The organism is Streptomyces sp. NPDC056479 (assembly GCF_042795335.1).
GTDB lineage: Bacteria > Actinomycetota > Actinomycetes > Streptomycetales > Streptomycetaceae > Streptomyces.
In genome coordinates, this window is record NZ_JBHTRZ010000001.1 from 1,065,022 (window position 1) to 1,082,261 (window position 17,240).

Annotated in this window: 11 protein-coding genes; 3 read left to right on the top strand and 8 right to left on the bottom strand. The window is 69.5% G+C overall.

From position 1 onward, the window contains the following. Positions 1-148 precede the first annotated feature (148 nt). A complete protein-coding gene (locus tag ACFQ6S_RS04775) occupies positions 149-676 on the top strand; it encodes a hypothetical protein (RefSeq protein ID WP_383403490.1) in 528 nt (175 codons plus the stop codon). Between the two features lie 27 nt (positions 677-703). Here the strand turns inward: ACFQ6S_RS04775 and ACFQ6S_RS04780 are convergent, their stop codons facing one another. Beyond that, complete coding sequence (locus tag ACFQ6S_RS04780) at positions 704-6,499, bottom strand: WD40 repeat domain-containing protein (RefSeq protein WP_383403493.1); 5,796 nt, start codon at positions 6,497-6,499, stop codon at positions 704-706. 371 nt (positions 6,500-6,870) lie between these two features. Between ACFQ6S_RS04780 and ACFQ6S_RS04785 the strand changes: the two genes are divergently transcribed. Further along, positions 6,871-7,590, top strand: a complete 720-nt coding sequence (locus ACFQ6S_RS04785) for a DinB family protein (RefSeq protein ID WP_383403496.1) — start codon at positions 6,871-6,873, stop codon at positions 7,588-7,590. Positions 7,591-8,032: 442 nt separating this feature from the next. On the opposite strand, the gene ACFQ6S_RS04790 is transcribed toward ACFQ6S_RS04785, so the two are convergent. Further along, entirely contained in the window at positions 8,033-9,040 is a 1,008-nt protein-coding gene (locus ACFQ6S_RS04790) for an NAD(P)-dependent alcohol dehydrogenase (protein ID WP_383403500.1), read from the bottom strand. Between the two features lie 141 nt (positions 9,041-9,181). On the opposite strand from ACFQ6S_RS04790, the gene ACFQ6S_RS04795 reads away from it, so the two are divergent. Continuing rightward, positions 9,182-9,634, top strand: a complete 453-nt coding sequence (locus ACFQ6S_RS04795) for a hypothetical protein (RefSeq protein WP_383403503.1) — start codon at positions 9,182-9,184, stop codon at positions 9,632-9,634. Positions 9,635-9,737: 103 nt separating this feature from the next. Here the strand turns inward: ACFQ6S_RS04795 and ACFQ6S_RS04800 are convergent, their stop codons facing one another. The 6 genes from ACFQ6S_RS04800 to pabB all read right to left on the bottom strand — a co-directional run bounded on the left by ACFQ6S_RS04800 (position 9,738) and on the right by pabB (position 17,198). Next, the gene (locus tag ACFQ6S_RS04800; RefSeq protein WP_383404326.1) at positions 9,738-10,631 is read right to left on the bottom strand and encodes a DMT family transporter; all 894 of its coding nucleotides are present in this window, start codon (positions 10,629-10,631) and stop codon (positions 9,738-9,740) included. A gap of 124 nt (positions 10,632-10,755) precedes the next feature. Beyond that, positions 10,756-11,733 (bottom strand): 4-hydroxy-3-methylbut-2-enyl diphosphate reductase, encoded by a 978-nt coding sequence (locus tag ACFQ6S_RS04805; RefSeq protein WP_383403505.1) that lies wholly within the window; start codon positions 11,731-11,733, stop codon positions 10,756-10,758. After that, positions 11,730-11,894: a hypothetical protein gene (locus ACFQ6S_RS04810; RefSeq protein ID WP_383403508.1), complete on the bottom strand. Its 165-nt coding sequence runs from the start codon at positions 11,892-11,894 to the stop codon at positions 11,730-11,732. Before ACFQ6S_RS04810 ends, ACFQ6S_RS04805 begins: the two co-directional genes overlap by 4 nt. Further along, positions 11,891-13,030, bottom strand: a complete 1,140-nt coding sequence (gene ispG / locus ACFQ6S_RS04815; RefSeq protein ID WP_383403511.1) for a flavodoxin-dependent (E)-4-hydroxy-3-methylbut-2-enyl-diphosphate synthase — start codon at positions 13,028-13,030, stop codon at positions 11,891-11,893. The genes ACFQ6S_RS04810 and ispG overlap by 4 nt, the downstream gene beginning before the upstream one ends. After that, positions 13,027-14,898 (bottom strand): 1-deoxy-D-xylulose-5-phosphate synthase, encoded by a 1,872-nt coding sequence (locus ACFQ6S_RS04820; RefSeq protein ID WP_383403514.1) that lies wholly within the window; start codon positions 14,896-14,898, stop codon positions 13,027-13,029. The genes ispG and ACFQ6S_RS04820 overlap by 4 nt, the downstream gene beginning before the upstream one ends. Before the next feature lie 185 nt (positions 14,899-15,083). Next, complete coding sequence (gene pabB, locus ACFQ6S_RS04825) at positions 15,084-17,198, bottom strand: aminodeoxychorismate synthase (RefSeq protein WP_383403516.1); 2,115 nt, start codon at positions 17,196-17,198, stop codon at positions 15,084-15,086. Positions 17,199-17,240: the final 42 nt, after the last annotated feature.

Below are 17,240 nucleotides of genomic sequence, written 5' to 3' on the forward strand. Positions count from 1 at the left end.
ACCGACCCGTTCTGCGTAGGTGGATGAGCTATGCGGATGGACTATCCGGTTGGCATCACGATAGCAGATCCGGATTGGCTATCCGTTTTGATGGCGGCGAGGTGAGGCGACCTCGACAGGGCGAAGCCGGCCGTCGAGACTGGGGATCATGGGGGACAGCGCAATGTGGGTTGCCGTCTTCACCGGCGGTACGGCGGTCTTGGCCAGCTGGGTGACCACCCTCGGGAACGCCCGCGCGGCAAGGGTCCAGGCCGAGACCTCCCTACAGGGTCAGCACCGGGACCGGGTACGAAGCAGCCGACGCACCGCCTATCTGGACCTGATGGAGCAGGCGCATGTCACCGGCGAGCTGTATTGGAGAGTCGGCGACGTGTACGTCCAACTCGCCCGTCAGGCCGACCGGCTCGCGGGCGTCGACGAACTCCGGACGCAACTGCGCAACGCCTTCGATCCGCTCATGCGCTGCGTGCGCGTCATCGTGCTCGAAGGTCCCGACCCCGTGGCGCAGGCCGCCCGTGAGGTGCTCGAGGCCGCGTCGGAGGCCAACTCGGCCCTCGCTCGCGTCTCCCAGGACGAACCACAGGCACGGGAACGCTTCGACGAAGCACAGAAACGCTTCCGGAACCGCCTCGAAGAGTTCATCGAGGCGGCCCGAACAGCCGTCAGCACCCTGTGAAACGCATCCGGCCCCTGGCCCCGCCGGTCAGGCCGGTGGGGGAGGCAGATCGGCCTCGGTGCGGCCGAGGACCAGCTGGTCGAAGAGGGCCCCGCCGCCGTCGCTGCGCAGGCTGAGGCTGCGGACGCGGGCCAGCCTCCCGCCGGTGAGCTGCCAGAGGTCCAGGCGCACCGTTGTCCATGTGGTGGGCGGTGCGCCCGGGACCCGGTGCAGGGCCATGACCGAGTCGGGCCGCCACACGGAGTCGCCGACGGTCACCGCGACGGCGGGCGAAGGCCAGGGGGGCCCGATCCGCAGGCCGATGCCGCCGGTCTGCGGGCCGAGGGCCCGCCATGCGAACTGGAAGTACCGGTACTGACCCGGGCCCGCCGGATGCTCCACGATCTCGAAGTCCCAGTCGTGGACCGCGTGGCCGAAGAAGCCGTTCGGGTGGAGCGGATGCCGCTCCACGGTGTCGTTCAGCCGCACGCACCTGGTTCCGGAGTACGCGTCGCCGTGCTGGAAGACGACGCGGGAGCCCGGCTCGCCGAGCACGAGGTCGCGCAGATCGTCCTCGCGTTCGTCGAACAGAACGGCTAGCGGCTTCGGTTGCAGCACGTCCCGGTGGGAGTTGCCCAGCACCTCGCCGTGGAAGACGAGCGCACCCAGCCGGAGATTTCCCGCCGGCCAGGCACCGCCGCCGGTGGTGACGAACCGGAAGCGCGCGGACTCGATGGGCGGATCGATGGGATGGCGATGCACGGCCCGGTCGGACAGCAGCATCGGACCGTCGCGCCAGAGTCCCCGCTCGGTGTCCCACCACTGGAGCAGGACGTCACGCAGCCAGGACTCCGGGTGCGCCGGATCCTCGGCGAACGTGATGCCGGTGAGCCTCACCTGGGTGCGCAGGGTGTCGACGGTGAAGACGAACTCGTTGTCCCGGTTGTGCCCCAGGCCGTTGAGGACCGTCCAGTTCAGCCACGGCCGCGGGGGCGGCTCGGCGCTGCCGTCGGTCAGGAGCCCGAAGTCGTTCTGGGGCGTCATCGGGATGGTCGGGTTGATCATCCTGATGTCGAAGAAGGCGTGGGTGTCTGCGATCAGATTGGGGGTCAGCTCCAGGGGGTGCTCGGGCGCGTTGCCCCAGCCGGCCCTGCGCACCACCGGTACCTGATCGGGCGCCGACAGTTTGGGCCGGATGTCCTCCTCCTGCGGGACCAGCCGCGTCCGCCAGACCTCCCGGAGGTCGGCGAGACCGGCGCCGCGGTAGCGGATCACGGTGCCCATCCAGGTCGCCACGAGCAGGTCACCGCCCGGCAGCCAGGTGGGCACGGGCAGCGCCCGCAGATCGGTGGCGGCCAGCAGGGCACCGTCGCGCTTCAGTACGGACAGGGTGCCGAGTTCGCTGCCGACGGCGACGCGGGTGCCGTCGGGCGAGACACGCGGGCGGCGCAGCAGATCGTCCCCGGTGTACGTCCACAGCAACCCGCGCTCGGTGTCGAACGCCTTGAGCTGGTTGCGGGAGGTGACCACGAGGAACGACCCGTCGGCGGAGACGGAGACCTCACTGGCGGCGGTGGGCAGGGTGTTGAGGAGCCGGCCGCCACGGATGACGTACACCCGCCCGCCGTCGGCCTCCGACCAGATCACCGCCGTACGCCGGTCCCCGCTGACGGCGCCGCCGTTGAAGGTCCCGCCCAGGCTCGCGCGACCGGCGACGTCGAGGGACCACAGGGTGGTGCCGTCCGCCGCCGAGAGCGCCGAGATGGTGTTCTCGGCGAAGGTGATCAGGGTGTCGTCGTCGAGGGCGAGCAGCCGGAGCGGCACCCTGCGGTTCTGGGCCCACCACTCGTGCGTCCACCTCTCGCGCCCCGCGCGGTCCCAGACCGCGAGGCCCAGGTCGCCGGAGGTGGCGACCCAGGAACCACCGGGCGCCAGCGCGAAGTTGTTGAGGCCGTAGTCGTAACCCCACTCGCTCTTCGCCCAGTCGGTGGCCTTCTTGGGCAGCCCGAACAGGGCGAACCGGCGCTCGGGTGTCCCGGCGGCGTCCAGCAGATACAGGTGGTAGCCCTCGGGGGCGTGCACGTCGAAGCCCTGTGCCGCGAAGCCCTGGGGGCGGGCCGCGGGTGCGTACGCGAAGTGGTGGCCGATCCGCTGCCGCCAGCGGGTCCTGCCGGTGGCGAGGTCGAGGCCGTACAGATTGTGGTCCCAGTTGAAGGCGTTGACCATGGCCGTACGGCCGTCCGCGGAGAGCGCGACGTCCCGGGCGTGCGGGCCGAACGCCTCCTCGGACGCGGACGGCAGCGGGTCGTGCAGCAGCGGGACCACCGCGTACAGCCGCGCGGGTACGGTCCGCAGGTCCGCCGTGAACTCGCCGCCGAGCAGCGAGACCCGCTTGCCGGTGAGCACATCGACGACATGGTGCAGCGCGGGCAGGCGCACTCGTAGCGTCGCCCGGACGGGGATGCGCTGGGCACAGATCAGGCCCACCCGCCAGGCGAGCCCGGGCTCCCAGTCGAGCATGGTGTTGTTGACGGCCCAGATGTAGGTGACGTTCCCGGCCCGCCACTCGCTGAGCAGGACCTCCGGGCTGTCGCACTCGGCGACCGGCGGGACGCGGACCAGGGCCTTGCCCACCGACGCCGCCTGGTCGAGGAAGGCGCGACGCAGGCGGTGGTAGGCCGTGTCGTCGCTCTGTACGACCTGTTCGCCCTGGACCCGGTTGAAGGAGACGATCTCGTCGGGATCGACCACGCGATCGGCGCCGGTGTCGGCATGGAGCGGGTGGAAGACGCTGCGGTACTTGGCCAGGCAGGTGCCGTCGGCGTACACGGTGACCTTCCCCGGGGGCATCGGGTCGGCCGGGCTCGCCGGGGGAGGAGCGTGCACTTCCCGGAGCGCCAGCTCCAGCCCGGGGTCCAGGTCGACCGTCTGACCGACCAGGAGTACGGCTTCGTAGCGGCGCAGGGTTTCGGGGTCGGCGTCCTCGGCGAAGAGGAAGGACGCCGGCCGGTGGGCGTGCAGACAGGCGGCGTACGCCTCGTAGAGCCGCAGGAAGTAGATGCTGGCGAGCGTGTGGTAGGTCTCCAGGCGCAGCATCCGGGTGGAGACGACGATCGCGACGCGGTTCGCGTTCTCGGCGCCCGCGATCGCCGGGCCCAGCCGGGCGATCAGGTCGAACGCGGCGCGCAGCACGGACATCTTGCCCGCGCCCCCGGCGCGCGGGTCACCGGGTTTCGAGCCGCTGCCGCCGCCGCGCTCCTTGTAGTCGAGGATTCCCTCGATGTGCTGGGCACCCGCGTCGCCGACCATGCCGGTGCCGTCCGGGCCGCGCATCGCCTGCAGGAACAGGGTGGGCAGGATCATCCCGCCGGTGCCGTCGTCGTTGAACAACTCCGGGTGACCCCAGGCCGGTTTGCCCGCCCGCCGGTAGAAGTCGACCATGTGGGCGGAGGTCAGCGGGGCCGGGGCCTGCTCGCCCTGGTAGTGCAGATCGACCTCGTCGGCGGACGCGAAGATGATCTGGGGCGGGCACTGGGGCTCGCGGTAGGGCGCGGTCATCGCGCTGATCAGGGCGGGAGCCACCGTGTTCAGTTCGCCGCGGAAGTGGTCGCCCAGGTCGGTCTTGTAGGCGAAGGCACGGTCGGTGACGGTGTCGAGGACGGGCGACCACTCGCCCGTCCGCCGCGCCTTTTCGGCCGCCACGGTGTACTTGCCCCGCTCGTCCTCGTCCTTCGCGTGGCCCGCGCCGTGCTGGGCCAGCCACCAGTTCGCGCCCCAGGTCCAGCCGCGAAGGGCGGCGTAGGGACGGAGCCGCAGGGTGACCTTCCGGATTTCGGCCTTCAGCTCCGTCTCGTCGCGGTTCTCGTGGTTCTTCGGCCAGTCCAGAGGCAGATAGGTGTCGTTCTGGAGAAGGACGGCCTGCTCCTCCATGCCGCGTGCTCCGTAGCCGGCGAGGGTACGGCGGGCCGTGTCCTCGACGTCCGCCTTCAGTGCGGAGACCGCCTTCGGGTCGCCGTCCAGGCGCTTTGCGAAGTCCGAGTCGACGAGGCCGTCCACGAGGTGCGTGGACCAGCCGAGAGCGCCGAGACGATCGACGAAGAGATTGAGCCCGAGCGCCTCGGCCCTGGCGAGATGGGCCTCGATCGTGTCCGGCGCGTCCACGGGCCGGGGCGGGAGTTGGGTGGCTGAGTCCTTGATCACGTCCCGGGGGTCGACCGGGAAACTCGCATGGCGAGAGGCGTAGATGTCGCTGTACCACGTGAGGTGGAACTCCGGCCGCCGGACGAGCCCTTGCCCGATCTCCAGGTACTGCGGCGCCACCGTGAAGCCGGGCTGCGGATCGGCGTCGATGACGTACCGGCCGGGCTCCAGACCCAGAGTGAAGTCCGCGTCGAACCTCAACTCCCCGCCGCCGCCCGTCAGTGTGACGTCCCGGGGTTCACCGACCACCGCACCGTCACGCAGCACCTTCACCCGCACCGAGCCGGGCAGCGGGGTGCCCGGTGCCGACTTCGCCACGATCTTCACCAGGAGCGGTTCGCCCCGGCCGTAGTAGAAGCGGTTCTTGCCGGTCACCTTGGGCGTCGGAGGCGGCGGCGTGATGCTCTCGTCCACGGTGTACGTCAGGATGGACAGCGAGCCCTTGATCTCGCCGGGCGGCCGGATCTCGATCATGCCGTCCACGACGTACTCGGTCTGCCGTCCCGCGACATCGGGCGTCACCCGCAGCTGGTACAGCCCGCGGGTGTCAGCGGGCGGCGTGACCGTGCCGCCGGACAGCGGGAGTTCGGTGAACTCCGGGACACCGAGCGGTCGCAGCCACACCCTGAAGTGCGGCTTGTCCGCCCACCTGCCCGGGCTGTGCGTCACGGTCAGAGGCATCGCGGCCCCGGCCGTCCACACGTCCGCGTCGTGCCGCTCCGACCCGTACGCCACGGTGAGCTTCTCGACGTCGGCGTCCACCGCGCCCAGGCGCTCGCCGGTGGCGGCGTCGTACGTCTCGAACAGGAACCGGGGGTCGCTCCGCTTCACGAAGTACTTGCCGTCACGGATCCGCAGGTCCTGCACCACGTGGTCGCCGCCGACGGGCTCGATCGGGACCGTGCGCCGCTGCTGCCCTTCCTGGTCGTAGACGACCACCTTGTGCTCTCGCCCACCGCCCAAGACCACGTGGAGCCAGCCGTTCTCGGAGGCGTCGAAGGCGCTGAGGGTAAGGCCCGAGACCCTGCCCGGCAGGCTCCAGCGCTGCACCCCGTCGAGCGTGGCGGCGCTGATGAACCCGCCCGGGACCGCGGCGCTGGACGGCCACGCGGTGTAGAGCCGGTCCGCGCCCTCCGCCACCCGCAGGCCGACCGTGCCCTTCGCCGAGATGGTCGAGTCGGGAAGATCGGGCGGCAGCCCCGTGAGGGGGATGGGCCTGTCCAGGCCGCCGGGGCCTAGCTTGAGCACCCGCCGCGCATGCTGGTCGATGGCGTAGAACCCACCGCGCTCGGCCGCCTCCACACCTCCCGGCGAGAAGTACCCGGCGTCGTCGTCGGCGGTGAACTCGTCGTAGTGGCCCAGCTCGTTGAAGTCGGTGTCCCAGAAGGTGATCCGGTGCGGAAAGTGGGCGTCGGCCGTCGCGATCACACCGCCGGCGTCGGCGGTGATCGCCTGCGCCGCGTACCCGGCCCGGGCGAAGGTCTGCTCCGAGCCGTCCGCCCGCAGCCGTAACGCACGGCCGTCGGGCCGGCCCCCGATCACGAGATAGACGAATCCGTCCCGGCCGAACCCCATGCGCAGGTTCGGTACATCGAGGATGGGATGGTACCGCGACACGACCTGCTCGATCGTCCTGACGCCCATGGCGGTTCTCCCCCCAGAAGACCGCTCCACGCCCCCTCGTGGACGCGCCACGGCACCCACCGTCCGTGGTTGACGCGGGCATGCACAAGCATCACCGCGTGGATGTGGCGAGCGATATCGCCTCGTCGGGCGAATGGACGAACTCCCGTCCGAGCTACGGCGCGTGCGCCTCGCGGTATTCGTCCCGTACGACGTTTCCGTACGACGTTTTCCGTGCGTGTCAAGGGCGGGTCGATTCCCGCGGCCGTAGCGCGCGCCGACGTCGGCCAATCGGCCAAATCGGCGTGGAATTCGGTCGCGCCCCGCCCCGGCCGGCGGCTAGCCTCCGCCTCGTCGCAGCGGGTGCGGGGTGACCTCGAAGGGAGCCGGGCATGGAGAGCGAAGGCGTACGAACCGACCGTTTCGGCCTGCTACTTGACCAGTTCGACCGAGCCAGGGAGATGGCCGAGGTACGACTGACGGGACTCGGCGACGAGGAGTATCTGTGGGAGCCCGTACCCGGCTGCTGGTCGATCCGGCGTCGGAGCGAGGCGACGACGCCCAGGGCGTTCGGCCCCGGCGACTGGGTGCTGGACCTCGGTGCCCCGGAGATCCCGGCGAACGAGTACGCCGAGGTGGCCCGGCAGGCCGCCGCCGGCATGAGCGTCGCCAAGATCGCCGACGACTGGAGTGTGAGCGTCGAGCGAGTCGAGCAGATCCTCGCCCACACCGGCGAGCCGGAGCCCGACCAGACCCCGGTCACCACCATCGCGTGGCGGCTCGGGCACCTGCACTACTGCTTCGCGGGCCAATGGGAGTGGACCTTCGGCGAACGACGCCACGAACCCAAAATGCTGGTCGACTTCACCCCTTCCGCCACCCTGGCCCTCGACCGGTTCTGGACGCTCATCGACCGCTGGCGCGACAGTGTCGGCGCCATGACCGAGGAGCAGCTCGACACGGTCGGCTTCTCGCAGTATCCGTACGGCTCCGACCCCGACGAGCCGTTCATCTCCGTGCTCTGGGGGGCCAACCTCGAACTCATCCACCACATGGCCGAGATCGCGCTCCTTCGCGACCTGTGGCAAGCCCGCGTCACCAGCGGCGGGTAGGCCCGGATAGGCCTACGGATAGGGGGACTTGGCCGAGCGAGCCCGCCGCGAGGCCATACGCTCCCGTTCCGTGACCGGCCGTGGTCGGCCGATCACCTGCTCGTCGTCAGCCGGCGGGCCCAGGCCGTCCGCTCCGGCCCGGGCCTGTGGGGCTCCTCGGTCAACGAGGGACTCTCCCGCCAAATCGACTCGGCCGGCCGCAACGCACCCGATCTGCACGAGGTGGCGCGCCGCGGCATGCGTGAGGAACTCTCCCTGGAGCCCCACGAGTACACGCTGACGATGCCGGCCTTCGCCCTGGACGTCGAACGCCGGCAGTGGAGCGCCCACTTCACCGCCCACCTCACAGGACTGACGGGTACCGTTCCGCCCGGCGGACGTGATCCCCCACCTCCTACGCCCGGACCGCCTCCACCGCTGGGCCCCCGTCACCCCGGTCCTCTTAGCGTTCCGTCGACGACGGCGATGAAGATGACGACTGGGTTTGCGGTACGACGGTGATGACGACGTTGCCGATCTTGTGCCCGGTCTCGACGTACTGATAGGCGTCGACGATCCGCTCCAGCGGATACCGTCGGTCCACGACCGGCTTGAACTCCCCCGCCTCGATCAGATCCCGGATCTGCCGCACGACCTGCTGATTCTGCTGCGGAAGGGGAAACCTCACCCTCCGCCCGCGGAACAGCGGCGTGACGAGCGGCAGGATGACGTTCTGCCACCCGGGGCCCAGCTCCGACGACAGATACACACCGCCGGGCTTCAGCAGCCGCCGGCAGCGACCGAACGTGCTCTTGCCGACGGCGTCGAACACCGCGTCGTAGCGCTGCTCGTCCCGGGTGAAGTCCTGGGCCGTGTAGTCGACGACCCGGTCCGCGCCCAGGCCCTTCACCAGCTCCAACTGGGCCTTGCCGCACACCGCGGTCACGGTGGCACCGTGATGCTTCAGGAGCTGTACGGCCGCCGACCCGATGGCCCCGGTCGCGCCGTACACGAGCACGTCCTGCCCGGCCCGCACACGGGCGGTCCTGACGAACGACATCGCGTAGTGCGAGCCCTCGGTACCGGGAGCGGCCTCCTCGAAGGTCACGCCACCTGGCATGGTGGCGACGGCGCCGTCCTGGGGGACCGACAGGTACTCGGCATGGGTGCCGAACGCTCCCTCGTTGTACCCGAACACACGGTCGCCGACGGAGAAGGACGTGACACCACTGCCGACCGCGTCCACCACTCCGGCGTACTCCGTCCCGAGCACGGCACGCCTCGGGCGGGTGAGGCCGGTGAGCGCGCGCATGAAGAAGGGCCTCGCCGCCCGGTAGGCACAGTCGGTCCGATTGACGGTGGTGGCGTGCACCCGCACCAGAACGTCATGGTCCCCGACCGAGGGCTTCTCCACCTCGGCGATCCGAACCACAGCAGGTGGCCCGTACCGGCTGTGCACCGCTGCCTTCATGGGCGCACCGTAGCGGCAATGTCTCTTCGGGAAGGCGCGTTTCGGGAAGCTGCGTACAACCCTGAGGGGAGGTGAATGGTCTTTACCACCGTACGCGCCAAATCAGACCATCCAGTACAACTCGGTTCCACGGGGGAACACATGAGCAACCGCACCGGCACCCGCACCCGATACGCCGCGACGGCAGCCGTCACGCTCGCGATGGCGGCAGTCCTCGGGACTGCCACGGCAAGCACCTCCAGCGCCGGCACCGCCGCACCGCAGAAGCGGCAGATCGCCTCGTCCGTCCTCGGGAGCGACTACAAGATCACGCTGACCGCCCTGAGGTCGACACAGGACGAGTACGCCGCTTCCGTACGGCTTCAGGTCTACACGCAGAGCGGGGGCGCCTGGAAGGAGTCCGACCGGGTCACCGTGGGCGAGGTCGACGGGTGGTTCTGGTACCCGCTGACGGGGAGCGGCGCCGTCTGCGACTTCTCGACCGCGAGCACCGAGCCCGCGCCGCTGACGGTGAGCCTGCTGATCACACCGTCCATCGGCTGCTCCGACCCGACGCACTACGTCGTGAAGGAGGGCAGGGTGTTCGCGGGCTGACCGACCGGCGAGGCGGACCAGCCGCAGATCCATCCCTTCGGCGAAGATCGACCGCCTGTTGCCGGGCACCTCCGGGTGAACGGCAGCAGGCGGCCGCTCTCCGCTACCCGCTCTGTTCCTGTCGTTCCTCCTCCGGCGCCACCACCGCTTGGGTGAGTGGGATCCGCGCCAGTGCGAGGACTCCGACGGCGATCAGGGCGACACCGAGGAGCTGGGGCACCAGCCACCATCCGGAGCGGACCGTCTCCTCGTACAGGGTGATGCCGAGCGCGAGGCTGACCAGCGCGTCGCCGAGGGTGAGCGCAGGCTGGGAGGCGACCAGCGGACCGGCCTGCATGGCGTTCTCCAGCAGGAACAGCGCGCACACGCCGGTCGCGGCGAAGGCGTACGTCTGCCAGGCGGAGAAGAAGGCGGCCAGCCCTTGATCGTCGAGGATGTGCGTGGCGGCCTTCATCAGTGCCGCGGTCACGGCATAACTGATGGCCGTGGCGGCGCCCAGACAGGCGGCGCGGGCGCGTCCCTCCGGTCGTCGGAGGGCGGCCAGAGCGAGGACGCACACCATGCCCACGCATACGGCGAGCGCGGGAATCCAGCGATCCAGTGGAACGTGTGTGCGATTGCCGGAGGGGGCTGCAGCTCCCAGCGCGACCGCCAGCCCCAACACGACCACCGCGACCGCGAGCCAGCCCGTGCCCGACGGGTTCCGTTGCATCAGCAGCGAGGCGACGATGAGGGTGAGGGGCAGTTCCAGCACGAACAACGGCTGCACGATCGTCAGCGGCCCGGTGACCAACGCCAAGGCCTGACAAACGGCGGCAGCGATCACCGCGAGGATGCCGGCCAGCCAGATGGGCCGTCGCAGCAGATCGAGGATCAGGCCGGCCCGGAACCCCTGGGAGCTCGGCACGGTGAGCGCCGCCTTGCGTTGCAGCACCGTCGCGACGGCGTTGCTGAGTGCGGCGCAGATCGCGAAGACGACGGACAGTGTGGTGTGCAGTCTGGCCACCTCCTGGACCGACGGGCGTGCGACGCCGGCTGGCTTCCCTTTGCCATGGTCACCTGGAGGGGAGTGAGGCCGCGATCGGAGACCCGCAAGCACGGCCGCCCCGGGACCTGCGGTGTCATCGCAGATCGCGACGGAGTTCGTGTGGGAGAGCAAAGGTGATGGACTCGTCTGCGGTCGTCACGGTGTCGACATGGTCGTAGCCGCGTTCGGCGAGCCACTGGAGTACGCCGTCGACCAGGACGTCGGGGGCGGAGGCGCCGGAGGTCAGGCCCACCGTGGTGACACCCTCCAGCCAGGCTTCGTCGATCTCGTGTGCGAAGTCGACGAGGTGGGCTGCGGGCGCGCCGGCGTCGAGGGCGACCTCGACCATGCGGACGGAGTTGGAGGAGTTCTTGGAGCCGACGACGATGATGAGTTCGGCGTCCTCGGCGAGCTTCTTCACCGCGGTCTGGCGGTTCTGCGTGGCGTAGCAGATGTCGTCGCTGGGCGGGGAGGTCAGGTTCGGGAAGCGTGCCTTGAGGGCGTTGACGGTTTCCATGGTCTCGTCGACGGAGAGGGTGGTCTGGGAGAGCCAGACGACCTTGGATTCGTCGCGTACCGAGAGGTTTGGGACGTCCTGAGGGCCGTCGACCACGGTGATGTGGTCGGGCGCTTCGCCGCTGGTGCCGATGACCTCTTCGTGTCCTTCGTGGCCGATCAGGAGGATGTCGTAGTCCTGCTGCGCGTACCGGACGGCTTCCCTGTGCACCTTGGTGACCAGCGGGCAGGTCGCGTCGATGGTCGCGAGGTTGCGCTCGGCGGCCTCGGCGTGGACGGTCGGGGCGACGCCGTGGGCGGACAGCAGAACGATGGCTCCCTCGGGTACCTCGTCCGTGCGTTCGACGAAGATGGCGCCCTTGTTCCGCAGGGTCTGGACGACGTGTTTGTTGTGCACGATCTCGTGCCGGACGTAGATGGGCGGCCCGTACTGCTCCAGGGCCTTCTCGACGGCGAGCACGGCGCGGTCCACGCCCGCGCACCATCCGCGGGGAGAGGCGAGCAGAACACGGCGGGGGAGGGCAGCCGGTTCGGGTACTGCGGGCGGGTTGGTCATGTGGTCCTCGACGTATGGGTGAAGGCCAGGGAACGCAGTACGGCCGTGATGTGGGGTGGAAGGGCGGCGATGCGACCGCTCGGGTGGTCGGGGCGGGCGATGTCCACCGCGCGGCGTACGGCCTCCTGGTCGAAGAGGGTGGCCGGGGTCTGCGCGCTCACCCTCGGCTCTCCTCCTCGGTGGCTTCCGGGGCCAGTTGCTCGCCCAACCGCATCGCTTCCTCGACGAGGGTGTCGACGATCTTCGACTCGGGGACGGTCTTGACGACCTCGCCCTTGACGAAGATCTGGCCCTTGCCGTTGCCGGAGGCCACGCCGAGGTCGGCTTCGCGTGCTTCGCCCGGCCCGTTGACGACGCAGCCCATGACCGCGACGCGCAGCGGGTAGGGGAAGCCGTCCAGGGCAGCGGTGACGCGTTCGGTGAGGGCGTAGACGTCGACCTGGGCGCGGCCGCAGGAGGGGCAGGAGACGATCTCCAGCTGGCGGGCGCGCAGTCCCAGCGACTGCAGGATCTGCTGGCCGGTCTTGACCTCTTCGACGGGGGGTGCGGTGAGGGAGACGCGGATCGTGTCGCCGATTCCCTCGTTGAGGAGGATCGCGAAGGCGGTCGCGGATTTGACGGTGCCCTGGGGTGGCGGGCCGGCCTCGGTGACGCCCAGGTGCAGGGGGTAGTCGCAGGCGGCGGCGAGGTGCCGGTAGGCGGCGACCATGGTCATGGGGTCGTGGTGCTTGACGGAGATCTTCAGGTCGGTGAAGCCGTGCTCCTCGAACAGGGAGCACTCCCACAGCGCGGACTCCGTCAATGCCTCGGGGGTGGCTTTGCCGTACTTGGCCAGCAGCCGCCGGTCCAGACTCCCGGCGTTGACGCCGATGCGGATCGGAACCCCGGCCGAGGTGGCAGCCTTCGCGATCTCTTTGACCTTGTCGTCGAAGGCCCTGATGTTGCCGGGGTTGACCCGCACCGCGGCGCAGCCGGCGTCCAGGGCGGCGAAGACGTAGCGCGGCTGGAAGTGGATGTCGGCGATGACGGGGATCTTCGACTTCGCGGCGATCGCGGGCAGGGCGTCGGCGTCGTCCAGGGAGGGCACAGCGACACGCACGATCTCGCATCCGGCCGCGGTCAGTTCGGCGATCTGCCGCAGCGTCGCGTCCACGTCCGCGGTGGGAGTGGTGGTCATGGACTGGACGGAGACCGGTGCGCCGCCGCCTACTGGGACATCGGCGACGCGGATCTGCCGACAGCGGCGGCGCACCGGTGCAGGGGAAACGGTGGGCATGGGGAGGCCGACGGCGGTCATTGAGTGCTCCCGTCCGTGATGGCGGAGTGCTCGAGAGGTTTTCCGGCACGGGCGCGCAGGACCGCGTAGGCGATCTGCTCTGCCGTCAGGCCGGCGCCGGCCAGCAGTTGTGCGCGGGAGCCGTGAGGGAGGAAGGCGCGCGGCAGCCCCAGATTGTGGACGGGGGTGGTGATCGCCTTGTCCCGCAGGGTCTGGGCGAGGGTGCTGCCGATGCCTCCGGTGCGGGAGTTGTCCTCCACGGTGATGACCAGCCGGTGCCGGGCGGTCATGTCGAGCAGTTCGGGTGCGACCGGTAGCGCCCAGCACGGGTCGGCGACGGTCACTCCGATCCCCTGCTCGGTGAGCCGGGTGGCGGCCTGCAGGCACATGGGGGCCATCGGTCCGTAGGAGACGAGGAGGACGTCCCGGACCCCGGACTCCGACAGGACATCCACACTCCCGGCGCTGCGTACGGCGTCCAGGCCGTCCTCGGCTGTTCCTTTGGGGAAGCGAAGAGCGGTGGGTCCCTCGTGCGCGGTGGCTTCACGCAGCAGCGACCGCAGTTGTACGCCGTCGCGGGGCACCGCCAACCGCAGGCCGGGCACGATGCCGAGGAGGGAGGCATCCCACATGCCGTGGTGTGAGGCGCCGTCGGGGCCGGTGATGCCGGCCCGGTCCAGGACGAAGGTGACCGGCAGCCGGTGCAGGGCCACGTCCATGAGGACCTGGTCCGCGGCCCGGGTGAGGAAGGTGGAGTAGAGGGCGACCACGGGGTGGAAGCCCCCCATGGCCAGACCCGCCGCGGAGGTGACGGCATGCTGTTCGGCGATTCCGACGTCGAAGACCCGCTCGGGGTACTTCACCGCCATCGGATACAGGCCGGTGGGCCTGAGCATGGAGGCGGTGATGGCCACGAGGTCCTCGCGTTCGCCCGCCAACTCGAGCAGGGCCTGGCCGAACAGACTGGTCCACGAAACGGCGGGCGGACCGGAGGCCGGGGCGGGCCGGCCGGTGACCGCGTCCACGGTGCCCACCGCGTGCAGGCAGTCCGCCTCATCGCCCTCGGCCGGCCCGAATCCCGAGCCTTTGACGGTCACCGCGTGGACGAGTACAGGCCGCCGCAGCATGCGGGCCTGCTCCAGGACAGCCTCCAGGGCTCCGGTGTCGTGGCCGTCGACGGGACCCAGGTAGGTGAAGCCGATCTGGGTGAACAGATTCGCACCGGCCTGGTCCGAGACGGTGGGGGCACCGGGAAGCTTCAGGGTGTGCAGCTGGTTGGCGAGGGCTCCGGTGGTGGGGGCGTAGGAGCGACCGTTGTCGTTGAGGACCACGACCACCGGACGCTCGCCTGCGCCGATGTTGTTCAGCGCTTCCCAGGCCATGCCGCCGGTCATCGCTCCGTCGCCGATGACGGCGACCACCGACCGGTCCCGGTACCCGCGTAGTTCATGGGCTTTGGCCAGGCCGTCGGCATAGGAGAGGGAGGCGGAGGCGTGGGAGTTCTCGCTCCAGTCGTGTACGGACTCGGCGCGCGAGGGATAGCCGGACAGTCCTCCCGCCTGGCGCAGCCGGTCGAAGTCCGCGGCGCGTCCGGTCAGGATCTTGTGGACGTAGGCCTGGTGGCCGGTGTCGAAGAGGATGGCGTCGCGCGGCGAGTCGAAGACGCGGTGCAGGGCGATGGTCAGTTCCACCATGCCCAGGTTGGGGCCCAGATGGCCGCCCGATGCACAGACCTTCTCGATCAGGAACGTGCGGATGTCCTGGGCCAGGGCCGCGAGCTGTCCGGTCGACAGGGCGCGCACGTCGTGCGGGCCGTCGAGCGTGGCCAGGTGTGCGCCATCGAGGGCGGTGGGCCGCTCGTAGGTGGGGGCCTGGGAGAGCTCAGTCATGATGCCTCCCGGTCCGGGCGGCGGTGTCGTGGCAGGGCAGTTGTAGGGGGGACATGAGCATCCTTCCGCCGCAGACAAGCGCAGCAGGTGTCGCAAGGACGTGGTGGCTGCGTGGCTGTTATGGGGGGTGAGGCTTCTTCAGGTGCCCCCGTTCGGGGTCGGTCCCGAAACTGGAGTCGCCGCATCTACGAGCCCACGACCCGCGCCTTCGGCAGTGCCCGCAGGGTCGCTTGGGCCTTGAGCAGCATCTCCTCGTACTCCGCGTCGGGGTCGGAGTCGAGCACGATGGCGCCACCCGCACCGATGGTCAACTCGCCATCGTGGCTCACCGCGGTGCGGATGGTGATGCTGAGGTCGGTGGTCCCGGTGTATCCGATGAAGCCAAGGGCTCCGGAATAGACTCCGCGGGCCTCACTCTCCAAGGAGTCGATGATTTCCATGGTGCGTAGCTTCGGCGCTCCCGTCATGGATCCGCCGGGAAAGCATGCCCGTACCGCGTCCACGGCGGACGTGCCGTCGCTCAGCGTCCCGGTGACCGTGGAGACCAACTGGTGCACGGTGGCGTAGGACTCCGTCACCATCAGTGCGGGGACAGCGACACTGTCGATCTCACAGATCCGCCCGAGGTCGTTGCGCAGCAGATCCACGATCATGAGATTCTCGGCGCGCGTCTTGGGATCCATCTGCAAGGAGCGCCGTCTCTCGTCATCGGTGCGCGGGTCCGGGTGGCGGGGCGCTGTTCCCTTGATCGGCTTGGTCTCCACCGTGCGAGCCGCGTCCACCTTGAGGAATCGCTCGGGTGAGGAGCTGAAAACCGTGACCTCGTCGAGGCGCAGGAGCGCGGCGTAAGGAGCGGGGTTCAGTTGGCGTAGGCGCTGGTAATAGGCGACATCGTTAGCCGGCGCGGGCAGACGGAGTTTGTTGGTGAGGCATATTTCGTAGCTCACGCCCTCCCTCAGGCGTCGATCGCACTCGCGGATGTCGGCCAGGTATTGGGTGCGCGAACGGACCAGCCGTCTCGACGCGTCATGGTCTTCTGCGGAGGGTGGAGCGGACGTGTCAGGCTGTGATGTGGGCAGGTCGGCCAATGTGGGGACCACTGCATTGATCCACTTCTGGGCGGCGTCCGAGTCCTGCTGCTCGCACACGGCGACGACATAGGTACGGTCTTCGGCGTGGTCCACGGCGATGAAGCGGTCGGCTTGAAGCCACACGGCGTCCGGGGTCTCCGACCGGTGGGTGCGATCGGCGCCGAGATCGGCCTTCAACTCGTAACCGAAGTAACCGACGTAGCCGCCGACAAGATCGAAGGGCAACTCCTCGGCACCGGTGACCACTCGGCCGGTGCGGCGGTTGAGGGCGTCAAAGATGGTGCCGACTTCCAGACGAGGAATCCCTCCCGCGGGTTCCACGACGACATGCTCATCGTCCACGCGGTAGGTCAGCATCTCGCTTCCGGGCGCTTCCGCCGAGCCGAGGAAGGAAAAGCGGGCAAGGCCCGGTTCGACGTGCGAACTGTCGAGCCAGAAGGAGCGTGAGTCGGTACCGTACAGGGCCAGGAACGCGGCCTCGGTGTCGACGGCTCTGTCCAGGATGTGGATCTGCGCCTGGAGTTGTGCGGGGAGCGGGAGCGGAGTCGACGGTGGGACAGACACGGACGTGCCATTGGTGCCGGCGCTGACTCGGCGGTCACGGATGCCGGTACGACCCTCGCGTGAACCCGAGGCGAGCGCCAGGTCACGGAAGTTCGCCACGAGGAGGGCACCGTGCTCCGTGCAGATCGACTCGGGGTGGAACTGCACCCCCCACCAGGGTCGATCGCGGTGGGCCAGGCCCATGACCACTCCGTCCTCGGCGCGCGCGGTGATCTCGAGGTGGGCGGGCCCGGGTTCAGCGATGCTCAGTGAGTGGTAGCGCACGGCGGTGAAGTCCTGCGGGATGCCGGCGAAGAGTCCGTCATCGTTGTGCCGGATCGTGGACAGATAGCCGTGTCGGGGCTGCGGGGCGGGGACGATCCGCGCGTCCGACAGAAGTCCCATGCCCTGGTGCCCGAGGCACACGCCCAGGACCGGAAGCCGGGCGTGCTCCAGGACGTCGCGGGAGCGGCCGAAGTCGCGAGGGACGGCCGGGTGCCCCGGTCCCGGCGAGATCACTGCGGCATCGAAGCTGTCCAGATCCAGGTGATCCCACGCTGCGGCGTCGTTCCGTACGACGACGGGCGTGATGCCGTACACCTTTGCCAGGAGCTGGTACAGGTTGTAGGTGTAGGAATCGTAATTGTCGATGAGCAGCACGCGCATGGGCTAACACCAGGTGGTTTGTCGGAGGCGGTCCATTGGATC